The sequence below is a fragment of the Bacteroides sp. Marseille-P8574 genome, from assembly GCF_902825465.1.
Taxonomy (GTDB): domain Bacteria; phylum Bacteroidota; class Bacteroidia; order Bacteroidales; family Bacteroidaceae; genus Bacteroides; species Bacteroides uniformis.
The window spans coordinates 226,539-242,229 of sequence record NZ_CADEBE010000002.1 but is presented as its reverse complement, the minus strand read 5'-3'; the positions used below and the strand labels follow the sequence as shown (position 1 = coordinate 242,229).

Below are 15,691 nucleotides of genomic sequence, written 5' to 3'. Positions count from 1 at the left end.
TAAAAAATATAAATGTAGTATGCAAAAAGGTAATATTGGGGTAACTACTGAGAATATCTTCCCCGTCATTAAAAAGTTCTTGTATAGTGATCATGAAATTTTTCTCCGTGAGTTGGTTTCTAATGCGGTTGATGCTACACAGAAGCTGAGAACGCTCTCCTCTATCGGTGAGTTCAAGGGTGAAGTTGGCGATTTAACCGTACATGTTTCGCTGGGAAAAGATACCATTACGGTGTCCGACCATGGTATAGGTCTTACGGCTGAAGAAATAGACAAGTATATTAACCAGATAGCTTTCTCTGGCGCCAATGACTTCCTTGAGAAATATAAAAACGATGCCAACGCCATCATCGGCCATTTCGGATTGGGTTTCTATTCGGCTTTTATGGTTGCCAAGAAAGTCGAAATCATCACTAAATCCTATCGGGAAGGCACCCAGGCTGTAAAGTGGACATGCGATGGCAGTCCGGAGTTTACGATTGAAGACACTGATAAGGCAGAACGTGGTACGGATATCGTTCTTTACATAGACGATGACTGCAAGGAATTCCTTGAAGAAGCACGCATCTCCTCTTTGTTGAAGAAGTATTGCAGTTTCCTCCCTATTCCGGTTGCATTCGGCAAGAAGAAAGAATGGAAAGACGGCAAGCAGGTTGAAACTGCCGAGGATAATATCATCAATGATTCCAACCCGTTGTGGACGCTGAAACCCAGCGAATTGAAAGATGAAGATTATAAGAAGTTCTACCGTGACCTTTATCCTATGTCCGACGAACCTTTATTCTGGATTCATCTGAATGTGGATTATCCGTTCCACCTTACCGGTATTCTGTACTTCCCTAAAGTGAAAAGCAACATTGAGTTGAACAAGAATAAGATTCAGCTCTACTGTAACCAGGTATATGTAACGGATTCGGTGGAAGGTATTGTTCCTGATTTCTTGACCCTGCTGCATGGTGTGCTCGATTCACCGGACATTCCATTGAACGTTTCCCGTTCTTATCTGCAGAGCGATGCCAACGTGAAGAAGATTTCTACATATATCACGAAGAAGGTGTCAGACCGTTTGCAGTCTATCTTCAAGAATGACCGTAAACAGTTTGAGGAAAAGTGGAATGACTTGAAAATCTTCATCAACTACGGAATGCTTACGCAGGAAGATTTCTATGATAGAGCCAAGGATTTTGCCCTTTTCACCGATACAGACAGCAAATATTATACTTTCGAAGAGTATAAGACGTTGATTAAAGATAACCAGACGGATAAGGATGGAAATCTGATTTATCTGTATGCCAACAATAAAGATGAACAATACAGCTACATAGAGGCCGCTACGAATAAAGGATACAATGTGCTGTTGATGGATGGACAGCTGGACATTGCGGTGGTGAGCATGTTGGAACAGAAGTTCGAAAAGGTTCGCTTCACTCGTGTAGACAGCGATATTATTGATAATCTGATTGTCAAGGAAGACAAGAAGAATGAAGCGTTGGAAGCCGGCAAGCAGGAAGTTCTTTCTTCCATCTTCAAGAGCCAGTTGCCCAAGATGGATAAGACGGAGTTCAACATCACGGCGCAGGCTTTGGGCGAAAACGCCACTCCTATCATGATAACTCAGAGCGAGTACATGCGCCGTATGAAGGAAATGGCCAATATTCAGGCTGGAATGAGCTTCTATGGCGAAATGCCGGATATGTTTAACCTAGTATTGAATTCAGACCATAAGCTGGTGAAGGAAGTGCTGGCAGATGAGGACAAGGAATGTGCTGCTGCCGTTGCTCCAGTTCAGGCAGAGATGGATGAAGTGAACAAGCAACGTAATGAGTTGAAAAAGAAGCAGGAAGGAAAGAAAGATGAGGATATACCGACTGCCGAAAAAGATAAGGTAAGTGAGCTGGATAAGAAGTGGAATGAACTGAAAACGCAGAAAGAAGGTGTCTTTGCCGATTATGCAGCCAAGAATAAGGTTGTCCGTCAGCTGATAGATTTGGCACTGTTGCAGAATGGTATGTTGAAAGGTGAAGCTTTGAACAACTTTGTCAAGAGAAGCATTGACCTGATAAAATAAGTCCCTTTAAATTTGCATTTAATATATGCAAGGGTATTGTGATTCTTCAGAGTCGCAATACCCTTTTTTATTCATTTTCACCAATTATAAAGTGATTTTCTCCGTTGAATACGGCATTTTTAGAAACTATTGTTTATATTTGGGGCAATGAACATTTATCTTACTCGGAATCGCATAGTTATGAAAAGAGTTTTATTGTTTTTGTCGTTTCTTCTATGTACCTTTGTTTTACAAGCTCAGAAAGTGGGGCTTGTATTGAGTGGCGGTGGAGCAAAAGGCATGACTCATATTGGCATTATCCGGGCTTTGGAAGAGAATAATATCCCCATTGATTATATAACCGGAACCTCTATGGGAGCTATCATCGGTTCGCTGTATGCTATGGGGTATTCTCCGGACGATATGGAGGCGCTGTTGCGCTCTCCCGACTTTAAGCGTTGGTATTCGGGTAAAGTGGAGCCCAAATACGAGTATTATTTTAAAAAGAATCGTCCTTCACCGGAATTTTTCAATATCCGTTTCGCTTTTAGGGACTCGCTGCATATAAAGCCCCAGATACTTCCTACAAGCATGGTCAACCCTATACAGATGAATTTGGTATTTGTGGAATTGTTTGCACGCGCTACAGCTGCATGTGGCGGTAATTTCAACAATCTGTTTGTCCCTTTTCGCTGTATAGCATCCGATGTGTACAATAAAAAGCCATTGGTATTGGGTAAAGGGGATTTGGGAGATGCGGTACGTGCTTCCATGAGCTTTCCATTTGTCTTTAAACCGATAGAAATAGACAGTACACTTGCTTATGATGGCGGTATTTATAATAATTTCCCTACGGATGTGATGCGGGAAGATTTTCATCCGGATGTCATTATTGGCAGTGTGGTGGCGGCAAATCCCGGTAAGCCGAAGGAGAATGACCTGATGAGCCAATTGGAGAATATGATTATGCAGAAGACCGATTATTCCATTCCGGACTCATTGGGTATAGTCATGACCTTCAAGTACGATGATGTCAACCTGCTGGATTTTGACCGTCTGCAGGAATTGCACGATATAGGCTACAACCGTACTCTTAATATGATGGATTCCATCAAAAGCCGTGTTCACCGTAGGGTGAATGCTGATAATGTGCGTTTGAGGCGCCTTGTCTTCCGGAGTAACCTACCTCAATTCCGTTTCCGGGATATTATTATTGAAGGGGCGAATGCCCAACAGCAAGCCTACATCAAAAAAGAATTCCATGATGAGGAGCATGAAGTCTTTACTTATGAAGACTTGAAGCGCGGGTATTTCCGTTTGCTGGCAGATAATATGATTTCGGAAATAGTTCCTCACGCAGTGTATGATTCGGAAGCCGATTTATATCAGCTGCATTTGAAGGTGAAGATGGAGGATAATTTTTCCGTGCGTCTGGGGGGCAGTGTCTCTACCACGAGCTCAAACCAAATCTATTTGGGAGTAGGATATCAGAACTTGAATTATTATTCCAAGGAAATAACTTTTGACGGTCAGTTGGGTAAGATTTATAATAATGCACAGTTGATGGGTAAGATTGATTTGCCTACCCGCATACCTACATCCTTTCGTTTTATTGCTTCAATCAGTACCTTCGATTACTACAAGAAGGATAAGTTGTTTTCCAAGAATGACAAGCCTTCATTCAATTCAAAAGATGAGCGCTTTGTGAAGTTGATGGTTGCCTTGCCGTTTCTGGCCAATAAGCGTGCGGAGTTCAGTCTGGGGTATGGCCAACTGGAAGATAACTATTTTCAATCCAGCGTAATAGATTTCGATAAGGACCGTTCGGACAGAAGTACATACAAACTTTTGGGAGGTTCCATCGGTTTCTATGGGAGTACCCTAAATACGCGGCAATACGCGACAAAAGGTTATTTGGAGAAGTTGATAGCCCAGGTCTTTACCGGGAGGGAAAGATTTGAACCTGGGAATCCGCAAGAAGGGTACAGTCCTTCTCCGCAAGAACGGCAATCATGGTTGCAAATTTCTTATATGAAGGAGGCATATCACACAATGGGACCGAAGTTCACCTTGGGATGGATGGCAGAAGCACTGTATTCGTCGAAAAATTTTTCTGAGAATTATACGGCAACTATGATGCAGGCAGGAGAATTTGCACCGACTCCACATAGTAAACTGATGTACAATGAAGCTTTTCGTGCCAACCAATATGTGGCTGCCGGCATCAAACCGATATATGTTTTGAATGATATGTTCCAGTTTCGGACAGAATTTTATGGCTTTACGCCGATTTTTCCGATAAAAAAGAATGCATTGAATAAAGCGTATTATGGAAAAGCATTCTCCCGCTTTGAGTATATGGGAGAAGTTTCTGTTATTTGTCATTTGCCCTTCGGAGCCATCTCTGCTTATGTAAATCATTATAGCTCACCGAGAAGGGAGTGGAATGTGGGGATGACAATCGGCTGGCAGTTGTTTAATTATCGCTTTGTCGAATAAATTTCTTCAAAAAAAGTTTGTATATTGTTTGCTAATTCGGAAAAAGTACGTATCTTTGCACCCGTTAAACAAAGAGGCCGCGTAGCTCAACTGAATAGAGTAGCTGACTACGGATCAGCCGGTTACAGGTTTGAATCCTGTCGCGGTCACAAGTTTTCATAATTTTTTTTAAGGGTCGCGTAGCTCAACTGAATAGAGTAGCTGACTACGGATCAGCCGGTTACAGGTTTGAATCCTGTCGCGATCACAAAGGATCTCCGCAAGAAAACTTGCGGAGATCCTTTGTTTTTACAGCTATGGGATATAGTTGATGTTCTCCCCTTGTATGGCACTGGCGCGTGTTTTGCTAAGTAAAACAAACTGTTTCCCTTAACTAAACACTTTGTTTCATTATGGAGAACACTTTGTTTCCCTTGACAGAACACTTTGTTCCATCATATAAAAACAAAGTGTTTTTCTCTGCTGAAACAAAGTGTTCAGTATTGTGAACTAATAGATTAGCTGAAATAATAGTCTTGTCTTGATTGAGCTAGAGACGTCTTTTTCTCGATTTAACCAGATGTCTTTTTGCTTTATAACGTAATCAGTAGACTGTTTTGGGATTATTGTACTGATAAATATAGTCACATAGGAAAAAAAGAAGGAGTTAATTCCGTGTTTCCACAAAATTAACTCCTTGCATAGCTGATATTAATATGTTGTATACTGGAAATTAATATCCTATAGGGGCGGTATAAGACCTTAGCATTTGATGTTCAATTCATCCAGAATCTTGCGCATGGCTTCGAAGGTGGTGATTCTGGTCGGTACCAATGGCAGGCGGAGCTTGTTCTCAATCATTCCCATTGCGTTCAGCATGGCTTTTACTCCGGCAGGGTTGCCGTCTACAAACAGAAGCTTGAATAATTCGGCAAATTTGTGGTGAATGGTCAATGCATTGGCATAGTCCCCTTGCAGTGCCAGACGTACCATACGGCTGAACTCACGCGGGAACGCGTTTCCAATGACCGAGATGATGCCGACGGCCCCCAAAGTAATCAGAGGGAAGGTGATGCCGTCATCGCCCGAAATAACGTCGAAATTGGCCGGTTTGTTTTTGATGATGTCGTCCATCTGCGTGATGTCGCCCGAAGCTTCTTTGACGGCTATCACATTCTTGAAATCACGTGCAATGCGCAGGGTTGTTTCCGCCTTCATGTTCACGCCGGTACGACCGGGGACATTATAAAGCACAATCGGTAAATCCGTTGCTTCAGAAATGGCCTTATAATGCTGATATATACCTTCTTGCGATGGCTTGTTGTAATATGGAACGACGGATAGAATGGCATCTACTCCGGTGAAATCGTCATTTTTCAGTGTTTCCACTATGGCCCGGGTGTTGTTTCCACCTACGCCCAGCAGGATAGGAATTCTTCCGTTCACTCGCTCGATGACCATTTTCTTGATTTTCTTTTTCTCTTCTTCAGTCAGAGTCGGAGTTTCTGCTGTGGTGCCGAGCACACATAAAAAGTCGGTATTGTTTTGAAGTTGATAGTCTACCAAACGCATCAACGCATCGTAATCAACGCTTTCATCCTCTTTAAATGGAGTAATCAGCGCTACCCCCATTCCTTTCAATCTTGTCTGTATCATGAGTATTATAAAGTAATCTCTAATTAAATGACTCGCAAAAGTACGAATTTTTTCGATTTACCCTACAAATATAAGCCATAAAAAAGCTTTTTGTGGAAATTTGTTAGGATAGCAATGCCAAAAACTCATCTTCGCTCATAATCTTTACTCCCAGTTTCTGCGCTTTCTCCAGTTTGGCAGGTCCCATATTTTCTCCGGCCAGGATAAAGCTGGTTTTGGAGGAGATACTTCCGACGTTTTTTCCACCGTTCTTTTCAATCATCTCTTTGTATTCGTCCCGTGAGTGGTGGGTGAATACGCCGCTGATGACGATGGACTGGCCCGCCAGTTTGTCGGTGTATCCGCTGAGGTCTTCTTCTGTCCGGTGGAGTTGCAGACCGTTCGATTTCAGCCGTTCCACCAGCTCTCTGTTGGTAGGATTGGAGAAGTAAGTTATAATGCTCTGCGCTATTTTTTCACCGATTTCATCGATGTTTTTCAGCTTTTCGAGGTCTGCGTTTTCCAGCTCTTCGATGTCCATAAAGGACTTGGCTATTTTCTTGGCAACCGTTTCTCCCACGAAGCGTATGCCCAGTGCAAAGAGCACTCTTTCGAATGGCACTTCTTTACTTGCCGCAATACCGTTGACTATGTTTTCTGCCGATTTTTCGCCCATCCGTTCCAGGTTCTTGATGTCGTCGGTTTTGAGCCGGTATAAATCTGCAGTATCTTTTATCAGTCCCAATCGGTAGAACATATCTACAGTTTCAGGTCCCAGTCCGTCTATATTCATGGCTTTGCGGCTGATGAAATGCTCTATCTTCCCTTTAATCTGCGGAGGGCAAGCGGTTTCATTGGGGCAATAGTGGGCTGCTTCTCCTTCAAAACGTATCAGTTTGCTGCCGCATTCGGGACAATGGGTGATGAATTTCACTTTTTCACCGATAAGCATACTGCGGGCATCCTTATCGACACCGGTTATTTTGGGGATGATTTCACCGCCTTTTTCCACATACACCATGTCGCCTATATGCAGATCCAACCCCTCGATAATATCTGCATTGTGCAGGGAGGCACGTTTCACAATGGTGCCGGATAGTTGTACGGGGTCCAGGTTGGCGACCGGAGTCACTGCACCGGTGCGTCCTACCTGGTAGGTAACCTTGTTCAATCGTGTTAGTGCCCGTTCTGCCTGGAATTTATATGCGATGGCCCATCGGGGAGACTTGGCTGTGAATCCTAAATTCTTCTGCTGCCTCAAGCTGTTGACTTTTAGTACAATACCATCAGTAGCCACCGGAAGGTTCTTACGCTCCGTGTTCCAATAATTGATGTACTCGAAGACTTCCTCCAGGCTGTGGGCTTTTCTGGCGTGCTCTGATGTTTTAAATCCCCAGCTGGCGGCAGCTTGCAGGTTTTCGTAATGGCCGTCGCAGGGCAATTCTTCTCCCAATAGATAGTAGAGATAAGCATCCAGCTTTCTGGATGCTACGATGGCGGAATTCTGCAACTTCAAGGTACCGGAAGCAGCGTTGCGCGGATTGGCGAAAAGCGGTTCCTCACGTGCTTCCTTTTCCCGGTTCAGTTCTTCGAAAATCACCCAGGGCATCAGGATTTCCCCTCTGATTTCGAATGACTTAGGATAATTCCCGTGGAGGACCAGCGGAATCGTCCGGATTGTCTTTACATTGTCCGTCACATCATCGCCCTTTTCGCCGTCGCCACGGGTGACGGCACGCACCAGTTTGCCATCCTCGTAAGTCAGCGAGATGGAAGTACCGTCATACTTCAGCTCGCAGCAGATTTCAAACTCCTCGTTCAACGCTTTTTTTACCCGTTCGTAAAAGTCGGTCACTTCGTTTTCGGAATAGGTGTTTCCCAATGAAAGCATGGGATATTTGTGTGCCACTTGTGTGAAGTTCTTATTTAAATCACTTCCTACACGCATCGTGGGCGAATTATCATCTTGGTATTCAGGATGTTCTTTCTCTAAATCTTGTAGCTCGCGCATCAGGTCGTCAAACTCCTTGTCGGATATTTCAGGAGCATTCAGCACATAATAATTGTAGTTGTGCTGGTGTAATTCCGCACGGAGCTGGTCTATTTTTTCTTTTACAGTCATAGGGTTTTCGGATTGTTTGAACGCAAAAATACGGGTTTCTCCCCGAATATTTGTACTTTTGCAGCTTGAAATAGCTAAAATAAAGTTATATGCGCATTGACATTATCACAGTTTTACCGGAGATGATTGAGGGATTCTTCAACTGCTCCATCATGAAACGTGCTCAAAATAAAGGGCTTGCAGAGATACATATCCATAATCTTCGTGATTATACGGAAGATAAGTACCGTCGTGTAGACGATTATCCGTTTGGTGGCTTTGCCGGAATGGTCATGAAAATAGAGCCGATAGAGCGGTGTATCAACGCTTTGAAGGCTGAGCGGGATTACGACGAGGTTATCTTTACCACCCCCGATGGTGAGCAGTTCAATCAGCCGATGGCAAATACTCTTTCCCTTGCCCAGAATCTCATCATTCTCTGCGGGCATTTCAAAGGGATAGATTACCGGATTCGCGAGCATCTCATCACCAAGGAAATCAGTATCGGTGACTATGTGTTGACTGGCGGAGAACTGGCGGCTGCTGTCATGGCAGATGCCATCGTCCGTATCATTCCGGGAGTGATTTCCGATGAGCAGTCTGCACTTTCAGATTCCTTTCAGGACAATCTGCTGGCTGCACCGGTCTATACGCGTCCCGCTGATTACAATGGATGGAAGGTTCCGGATATTTTACTTTCTGGACACGAGGCCAAGATTAAGGAATGGGAGCTGCAACAGTCATTAGAAAGAACCCGTAGACTGCGCCCAGATTTGTTGGGAGAGTAAGTTTACTGATGTAAATAAAAAGAAAAAGGACATTCGTCAATGAATGTCCTTTTTTGTGAATATATATTGCGAATGGCAATCTCTTGTTATTCTTTATACCTCAAGTGCACCGATAATGTCCTTTACAGACTGATAACCGTGTCTGTCGAGATAGTCATTTATTCCTTCTACCACTTTCACCGTAACCGCCGGATCAATGAAGTTTGCCGTACCAATCTGGATGGCGGAGGCACCTGCAAGCATGAATTCCACAGCATCTTTCCAGTTCATGATACCTCCCAAGCCTATGACGGGGATTTTTACCGCCTTGGCCACTTGCCATACCATACGTAAGGCAATGGGTTTCACAGCTGCACCAGACATACCACCGGTTACAGTGGAGAGTATCGGACGCCTGCGTTCCGCGTCTATAGCCATTCCTAGCAGGGTATTGATAAGGGAAACGCTGTCTGCACCGCCATTTTCGGCTGCGCGGGCTATTTCGGTGATGTCGGTAACGTTCGGTGAGAGCTTTACGATAAGTGTCTTTTTGTAAACTGAGCGCACGGCTTTCACCACTTCTTCTGCTCCTTTGGCGGTAACACCGAATGCCATTCCTCCTTGCTTCACATTGGGGCAAGAGATGTTCAACTCTATGGCAGGAATTTTGTCAAGTTCATTAATGATTGCGGCTGTTTCGGCATAGTCTTCGATGGCAGAACCCGAAACATTTACAATCATGTTGGTCTGAATGTCCTTGATGCGGGGATAGATGTGTTCAACAAAGTAATGTACACCCTTATTTTGCAGTCCCACAGCGTTTAACATTCCCGAAGGAGTCTCTGCCATGCGCGGATATGGATTGCCTTCACGTTTGTGAAGGGTAGTTCCCTTTACAATTATACCACCTATTCGCGATAGTTCGATGAAATCGGCGAATTCTTCACCATATCCGAATGTTCCGGACGCAGTCATCACCGGATTATTCATTTGTAATTCACCGATATTTACATTTAAATCTGCCATAATAGTTTGTTTATATTAAAAACCGGACCTTCTTTACATACACACAAATGGCCTTCCGTGGTATTTTCCACACAGCATAGACAAGCGCCTATGCCACACGCCATCATATTCTCCAGAGATACTTCGCAACTGATGCCTTTACTTTTGGCATACTTTGCTACTGCCATCATCATCGGTTTGGGGCCGCAAGTATATATCTGCTCAAAGCACACCTTATTTAATATGGAGTGTTGCGTTACGTATCCCTTCTCTCCGTGGCTGCCATCTTCGGTGGTGGTATACACCTCGCCATAGGCGGCAAACTGTTCCAATTGAAGCAAATCTTTGTCACTTCTGGCACCCAGCAGGAAGGTTGGCTTGCAACCTCTCTTGGCGAGCTGTTCGCCTAAATATAACATAGGAGCTGTACCTACACCTCCACCTACCAATAAGAGCTTGTCTGAGGGCTTTTCAGGCATTGTGAAGCAGTTTCCCAGCGGAAGCACTACATTGATTATGTCGCCTGCTTTTGCTTCGCCTAATCGCTTGGTTCCGTCACCTACGAGTTGGATTAAGAACCATACTTCGTTCCGTTGTCTATCTACATAATTGATGGAGATGGGGCGGCGCAAAAAAGTGGCAGGCGAACCGTCCACACGAATCTCTGCAAATTGTCCCGGAAGCATTTCCGGAAGTGGGGACGGAGAAGTCAGCTTCAACAACACATAGTTGGCATGCAAGCGGAGGTTCTCTGTCACTGTCAGATCTAAAATATACTTTTTCATATCTATAAAGAGGGATGTTTTTCTTTCGGGTGCAAAGATAGTGTAAACCGAGTGCAGAATAAAACGAACCCGTTTCTTTTTTATGCCGGGGCGTTAGTCTATTTCCATTCTCATTCCTTAATTTTCCGGTTTGAAAGTCTCGTAGGTATTGTCATCAAAGAAAATTCTTATTTCAGTGATTTTTCTGGGAGGTCTTTCTTTGTAGATAATCTCTTGTCTTACAATCTCTTTAGGTGCTTTTAGAGATGTTTCTAATGCAATTTCCTTGCGATTTTCAGTTTCATCCGGCCCTTTGGTCAGGTTTTCCGGATTCTCAGCGAATAAAGGATAGTCGAATCCATCGTTTTCGGGTGAATCCGGATTATTACTCATATTACCTTTTCCGGTAAGCAGCCACTCCAAGTTTATATCATTGTAGCGTTGATGTAATCGGAGAATAACTTCCGTACTTGGATATTTGTTACGCGGACCCAAGATGTGGGAAATGGTGGCTTGGGCCACGCCAATACTCTCGGCAAAAGCTCCTGCTGTCAGTTTCTCCCGGTCCATAACCATTTTGAACCTATCTTTTATACTCATGGTTTATGTGTTATTACAATTGTACATGCTATTTATTGGATTACAAAAGTAAAAAAATGACATCACAAAAGCAAATTAAAAATGTGATATTTTGTGATTTACAAATGAAATGTTATTATTACAATATTCATCATTACAAATGCTATAATACAAATCATGGGTAAAATAGGTATTTATTTTAAGTTTAATAAAATGGTGTATTTATCTAATTATTAGTGTATTATATTGGTGATTTCTGATAATAAATACTATATTACATTTGTTTGTCGTTTATTTTATATAAAATATAATCTAATAATTTGATTAATCATTGTATATAATTTATATACATCTATTTATTGCTTGTAACTACATGGGTTAACCCCTACTCTATCATTTTTGTAAACTAATAGTTTACGATGTTGAATGTCGCTTATTACATTTGTTTTTTTAGATGTAATATTACATGTGTTATAATACACTCGTCATATAGATATATATGTAATGTGTTGAATTCACAATAGTCAATTATCCTAGTTGTGTATTACAACTATTGTACTCTTGAAAAGTGTAGCAGATTTCTTATATGACGATTTAAAGCTGAATTGCTCCATCTCTTCTTTTTTACTAAAGGAGAAAAAATGTGACATAAATAAGAGAATAAGATGCTTTATTTATTTTCTAGTCTTCAAGACTTAAATCCTTGCTTTATTTCTGTATAATTGGTCGATTCGTTATAAAAACGCGATTCTCAGAGCTTATAAATGGACGTAATTTGCTGTAAATATGAGTATTATCTTCTATTTTATAGTCTATGCTAAGGAGTAAAATAGAAAAAAGGGGGATAAATCCCCCTAAAAATGACATAATGATATCAAATCAGTCTGTTTTATGCTTTTTCCCTTTTATGGAAAAGTATACTGTATGGAAGTTAATGTAGAATCTTAAAGACCAATTCCCGGAGGATATCTCCATCGCTTAGGGAGGAATTTCCTACTCCTTTGGATTTGGCATCTGCATATCGAATCTCCCCGATTATCTGCATGGTCTTTACTCCGCTGTAACGACGCATGGCACTTAGGTATTCGCGCGACTGCCAGGGAGTCTTTAATCCTATGAAACTGGCAATACCCTGCTCCGTCTTTTCGGGCGCATAGTAAGCCAACATTAAGTTGGAGAAGAAGCCGAAAAGTAAAGATAAAGTCATCTGGATAGGATTCGTTTTCGGATTTTCTTCAAAATATTTTATTATTTTATTGGCCTTTAGTATGTCTTTTTCTACGATGGCACTGCGAAGTTCAAAGTTATTATAATCTTTGCTGATTCCGATGTTGCGTTCTATCTGTTCGGGGGTGACGCGTGTCTGACCTTTTGGAAGAGTTATAATCAGTTTTTCCAGTTCTCCCGTAAGGCGGCTGAGGTCCGTACCTACGAAATCGGCAAGCATGGAGGTAGCTTTGGGATCCAAATCTACACCTTTGCGCTTCATGTATGAGGTGATGAATGCCGGTAACTGGGCATCCTTTACCTTCTTGGATTCAAATAGAACCCCCACCTTCTCTATTTCGGCCACCAGCTTTTTTCTTCTGTCCAGCACCCCATGTTTGTGGCATAGAACAAGAATGGTGGAGTTCAACGGCTTTTGCAGGTAGTATGAAAGCTCTTCCATGTTGCGGATGGCCTGCGCTTCCTTTACGACTACGACCTGGCGTTCGGACATCATCGGATAGCGCTTGGCCGCATTGATGACAGTGGCTATATCCACATCTGCACCGTAGACTACGGTCAGGTTAAATTCCTTTTCGGTGTCAGTGAGAACATTGTCTACAATATAGTCGGAGATGAGGTCTATGTAATACGATTCCTCGCCCATGAGATAGTAGACGGGGCGGTATTGTTTGGCTCTCAACTCTTTTAGAATATCATCACAGGTCGTTTCTTGTTTTGCCATATAAAGTATGTGTTACGAGGGTATGTCCCGTAAAGAGGATTACCAGTCGAACTTCAAGTGTTTTACGGTTTTCTTCTCATCAATAATCATGCGCAGGGATGCAATTCCGATTTCAACATGCTCATTTACATAGTTCTGGGTAACCATGTTGTCGCTCTTGTCGGTTTTTACACCTTCCGGAATCATCGGTTGGTCCGAAACCAGCAGAAGGGCTCCCGTAGGAATATGATTGGCAAAACCACAACTGAATAAGGTTGCCGTTTCCATATCGACAGCCATGGCACGGGTTTTCTTCAGATATTCCTTGAACCCCTCGTCATGTTCCCAAATGCGGCGGTTGGTGGTGTATACGGTACCGGTCCAGTAGTCGCGGGCATAGTCGCGGATGGCGGAAGAAACGGCGCGTTGCAGCATAAATGCCGGGAGTGACGGGACTTCGGGCGGGAAGTAGTCGTTGGAAGTACCTTCGCCGCGGATGGCGGCTATGGGGAGGATGAGGTCCCCTATTCTATTTTTCTTGTCTATGCCGCCACACTTGCCTAGGAACAGACATGCCTTGGGCTTGATGGCGCTCAGCAAGTCCATGATAATGGCGGCATTAGGGCTTCCCATACCGAAATTAATGATGGTCATTCCTTCTGCGCTGGCAGATGTCATATTGGCATCTTTACCGAGAATGGGAACATTGAACTTTTTTGCGAAAATCTCTACATACTTGTTGAAGTTGGTTAACAGAATGTACTCTCCAAAATCCTCCAGGTTACGCTTTGTGTAACGGGGCAGCCAATTGGCTACGATTTCTTCTTTTGTTTTCATAAGATTTCATTAAATTTGTGTTCCCGAAAGACGGGAACCATTATTTAACTTACAAATGTAGTAAATGTTATCGTTAAACCTACCAGCATTCGATGCTAAAATTGCCGCAAGGAATGGAAAAAATGTTATTTTCGATGTAATCCGTCGTCGTTATGTTGCTTTGACGCCCGAAGAATGGGTGCGGCAGCACTTCGTCCACTTTCTTCTTGCTCACAAGGGGTATCCTCAGGCGCTTATGGCAAATGAAGTGCAGGTACAGCTGAATGGTACAAAGAAACGCTGTGATACGGTGCTTTATCGGCGTGACCTCACCGCCCGGATGATTGTGGAATACAAGGCGCCCGAAATAGAAATCACCCAAAAGGTTTTCGACCAGATTACCCGCTACAACATGGTGCTGAAAGTGGATTATCTGATTGTCAGCAACGGGCTTCAGCATTATTGTTGCCGCATAGATTACGAGCATAACAGCTATACTTTTCTGCAGGATATACCTGAGTATCAAGATTTATAGGAGGAGCTACCGATAGCCTTCTTGCCTTTCTCATCTCATCGCATCATATACCATGCGTGATATGCGGGCGATGATGTCTGCATTGTCCTCATCCGTCTCGTATGAGTCCATGATGAAGGTGGCAATGTAGTATTTCCGACCGTCGGGAAGAATAACGAGCCCGGCATCATTATCTGCAGTTTTCATACCGTCGGCATTGCGGTCGGAAGAACCGGTCTTGTGTCCTACCACGGTTTGGGCTGGCAACATACCTTTCAATTTGTTGGCGCCGGTTTCAGTATCTATCATGGTCTGCCACAAGAAGTCTTTCAGTTCCTTGTTGGAGAACAACTCTTTTTCATCGGCCGTTCTCAGTAGCTGGGCCATAGCGGAAGGAGTACTCCAGTTGCGGTATACAGCCTCGAAGCTGGAGTGCATGTCGTCTTCTGTTTCCGAGAGGTTGAAGGAGTCTATACCCAACCGGCGGATATAGTCATTGATATGTTTGATACCTCCTGCATATTCTATCAAGATGTCGCAGGCATTGTTGTCGCTTTGGGAAATGCTGTATTGCATCAGCTCCCTAAGCGTAATCGTGAAATCCTGGTCGGGAAACTTCTTCCGCAGGGGGCTGTAGGTATTGGGCAGCATTTGGGATGCCTTTATGGAAACAATGCTGTCCAGGCTGATGCTTTGCTTATCCATCTTGTCCAGTACGGCCAGTGCCACATGGAATTTGAATACACTGAGCAAGGGGAAGTGTACATGGTCGTTATACCGGAGCATGTCTCCTTTGTCTGTCCATACGGCTATACCAACGGTGGCTTTCTTGCCATTGAGAAGACTGTCAATCCGGTTTTCAAGTTCAGACATTTGCTGCGTCCGGACGACGGTAGCTATACAAGTGAATAAGGTAAGTATGGCGATGAAATATGCTTTCATAACTTCAATTTCTTTAAGAGGCAATTCGCACGCAAAGATACAACTTTTAGCAGCAAGTTGCTAAAATGAGTTATGGATTATGGGTTATAAGTGTGATAGCTTATAACCCATAA

The 15,691-nt window shown here is 43.3% G+C and carries 12 protein-coding genes and 2 tRNA genes; 6 read left to right on the top strand and 8 right to left on the bottom strand.

Features of this window, described 5'->3' with window-relative positions:
• Positions 1-19 precede the first annotated feature (19 nt).
• From htpG to HUX74_RS13325, 4 genes are all read left to right on the top strand, one after another.
• On the top strand, positions 20-2,068 hold the full coding sequence (gene htpG / locus HUX74_RS13340; protein WP_138345456.1) for a molecular chaperone HtpG: 2,049 nt from the start codon (positions 20-22) through the stop codon (positions 2,066-2,068).
• A gap of 180 nt (positions 2,069-2,248) precedes the next feature.
• The gene (locus HUX74_RS13335) at positions 2,249-4,546 is read left to right on the top strand and encodes a patatin-like phospholipase family protein (protein WP_174646827.1); all 2,298 of its coding nucleotides are present in this window, start codon (positions 2,249-2,251) and stop codon (positions 4,544-4,546) included.
• Between the two features lie 75 nt (positions 4,547-4,621).
• Positions 4,622-4,695: transfer RNA gene (locus tag HUX74_RS13330), tRNA-Arg, on the top strand.
• Between the two features lie 24 nt (positions 4,696-4,719).
• Positions 4,720-4,793 (top strand) — tRNA-Arg (locus HUX74_RS13325).
• Positions 4,794-5,287: 494 nt separating this feature from the next.
• Here HUX74_RS13325 and dapA read toward each other — a convergent pair.
• Positions 5,288-6,181: a 4-hydroxy-tetrahydrodipicolinate synthase gene (gene dapA, locus HUX74_RS13320; protein ID WP_087332404.1), complete on the bottom strand. Its 894-nt coding sequence runs from the start codon at positions 6,179-6,181 to the stop codon at positions 5,288-5,290.
• A gap of 103 nt (positions 6,182-6,284) precedes the next feature.
• Complete coding sequence (ligA, locus tag HUX74_RS13315; protein WP_174646826.1) at positions 6,285-8,282, bottom strand: NAD-dependent DNA ligase LigA; 1,998 nt, start codon at positions 8,280-8,282, stop codon at positions 6,285-6,287.
• Between the two features lie 89 nt (positions 8,283-8,371).
• Here ligA and trmD point away from each other — a divergent pair, with 89 nt between their 5' ends.
• The gene (trmD, locus tag HUX74_RS13310) at positions 8,372-9,049 is read left to right on the top strand and encodes a tRNA (guanosine(37)-N1)-methyltransferase TrmD (RefSeq protein WP_005837186.1); all 678 of its coding nucleotides are present in this window, start codon (positions 8,372-8,374) and stop codon (positions 9,047-9,049) included.
• Between the two features lie 93 nt (positions 9,050-9,142).
• Here trmD and HUX74_RS13305 read toward each other — a convergent pair whose 3' ends face one another.
• From HUX74_RS13305 to HUX74_RS13285, 5 genes are all read right to left on the bottom strand, one after another.
• The gene (locus tag HUX74_RS13305; RefSeq protein ID WP_117601667.1) at positions 9,143-10,054 is read right to left on the bottom strand and encodes a dihydroorotate dehydrogenase; all 912 of its coding nucleotides are present in this window, start codon (positions 10,052-10,054) and stop codon (positions 9,143-9,145) included.
• Positions 10,042-10,818: a dihydroorotate dehydrogenase electron transfer subunit gene (locus HUX74_RS13300; RefSeq protein ID WP_117601666.1), complete on the bottom strand. Its 777-nt coding sequence runs from the start codon at positions 10,816-10,818 to the stop codon at positions 10,042-10,044. Before HUX74_RS13300 ends, HUX74_RS13305 begins: the two co-directional genes overlap by 13 nt.
• A gap of 117 nt (positions 10,819-10,935) precedes the next feature.
• Positions 10,936-11,397, bottom strand: coding sequence for a helix-turn-helix domain-containing protein (locus HUX74_RS13295; protein ID WP_117601665.1), 462 nt, complete (start codon positions 11,395-11,397; stop codon positions 10,936-10,938).
• A 910-nt stretch (positions 11,398-12,307) separates the two neighbouring features.
• Complete coding sequence (gene holA / locus HUX74_RS13290) at positions 12,308-13,327, bottom strand: DNA polymerase III subunit delta (RefSeq protein ID WP_117601664.1); 1,020 nt, start codon at positions 13,325-13,327, stop codon at positions 12,308-12,310.
• A gap of 39 nt (positions 13,328-13,366) precedes the next feature.
• On the bottom strand, positions 13,367-14,143 hold the full coding sequence (locus HUX74_RS13285) for an AMP nucleosidase (RefSeq protein WP_174646825.1): 777 nt from the start codon (positions 14,141-14,143) through the stop codon (positions 13,367-13,369).
• A 64-nt stretch (positions 14,144-14,207) separates the two neighbouring features.
• Here HUX74_RS13285 and HUX74_RS13280 point away from each other — a divergent pair, with 64 nt between their 5' ends.
• Complete coding sequence (locus HUX74_RS13280) at positions 14,208-14,657, top strand: type I restriction enzyme HsdR N-terminal domain-containing protein (RefSeq protein WP_117601662.1); 450 nt, start codon at positions 14,208-14,210, stop codon at positions 14,655-14,657.
• A 30-nt stretch (positions 14,658-14,687) separates the two neighbouring features.
• On the opposite strand, the gene HUX74_RS13275 is transcribed toward HUX74_RS13280, so the two are convergent.
• Complete coding sequence (locus tag HUX74_RS13275; protein WP_117964564.1) at positions 14,688-15,578, bottom strand: CblA family class A beta-lactamase; 891 nt, start codon at positions 15,576-15,578, stop codon at positions 14,688-14,690.
• Between the last annotated feature and the right edge of the window lie 113 nt (positions 15,579-15,691).

Excerpts from the sequence above, each read along its gene's own strand:
- trmD (WP_005837186.1), top strand. The coding sequence starts at position 8,372 with ATGCGCATTGACATTATCACAGTTTTACCGGAGATGATTGAGGGATTC.
- HUX74_RS13295 (WP_117601665.1), bottom strand. The coding sequence starts at position 11,397 with ATGAGTATAAAAGATAGGTTCAAAATGGTTATGGACCGGGAGAAACTG.
- HUX74_RS13280 (WP_117601662.1), top strand. The coding sequence starts at position 14,208 with ATGTTATCGTTAAACCTACCAGCATTCGATGCTAAAATTGCCGCAAGG.
- HUX74_RS13335 (WP_174646827.1), top strand. The coding sequence starts at position 2,249 with ATGAAAAGAGTTTTATTGTTTTTGTCGTTTCTTCTATGTACCTTTGTT.
- htpG (WP_138345456.1), top strand. The coding sequence starts at position 20 with ATGCAAAAAGGTAATATTGGGGTAACTACTGAGAATATCTTCCCCGTC.
- HUX74_RS13275 (WP_117964564.1), bottom strand. The coding sequence starts at position 15,578 with ATGAAAGCATATTTCATCGCCATACTTACCTTATTCACTTGTATAGCT.
- HUX74_RS13300 (WP_117601666.1), bottom strand. The coding sequence starts at position 10,818 with ATGAAAAAGTATATTTTAGATCTGACAGTGACAGAGAACCTCCGCTTG.
- ligA (WP_174646826.1), bottom strand. The coding sequence starts at position 8,282 with ATGACTGTAAAAGAAAAAATAGACCAGCTCCGTGCGGAATTACACCAG.
- HUX74_RS13305 (WP_117601667.1), bottom strand. The coding sequence starts at position 10,054 with ATGGCAGATTTAAATGTAAATATCGGTGAATTACAAATGAATAATCCG.
- HUX74_RS13285 (WP_174646825.1), bottom strand. The coding sequence starts at position 14,143 with ATGAAAACAAAAGAAGAAATCGTAGCCAATTGGCTGCCCCGTTACACA.
- holA (WP_117601664.1), bottom strand. The coding sequence starts at position 13,327 with ATGGCAAAACAAGAAACGACCTGTGATGATATTCTAAAAGAGTTGAGA.
- dapA (WP_087332404.1), bottom strand. The coding sequence starts at position 6,181 with ATGATACAGACAAGATTGAAAGGAATGGGGGTAGCGCTGATTACTCCA.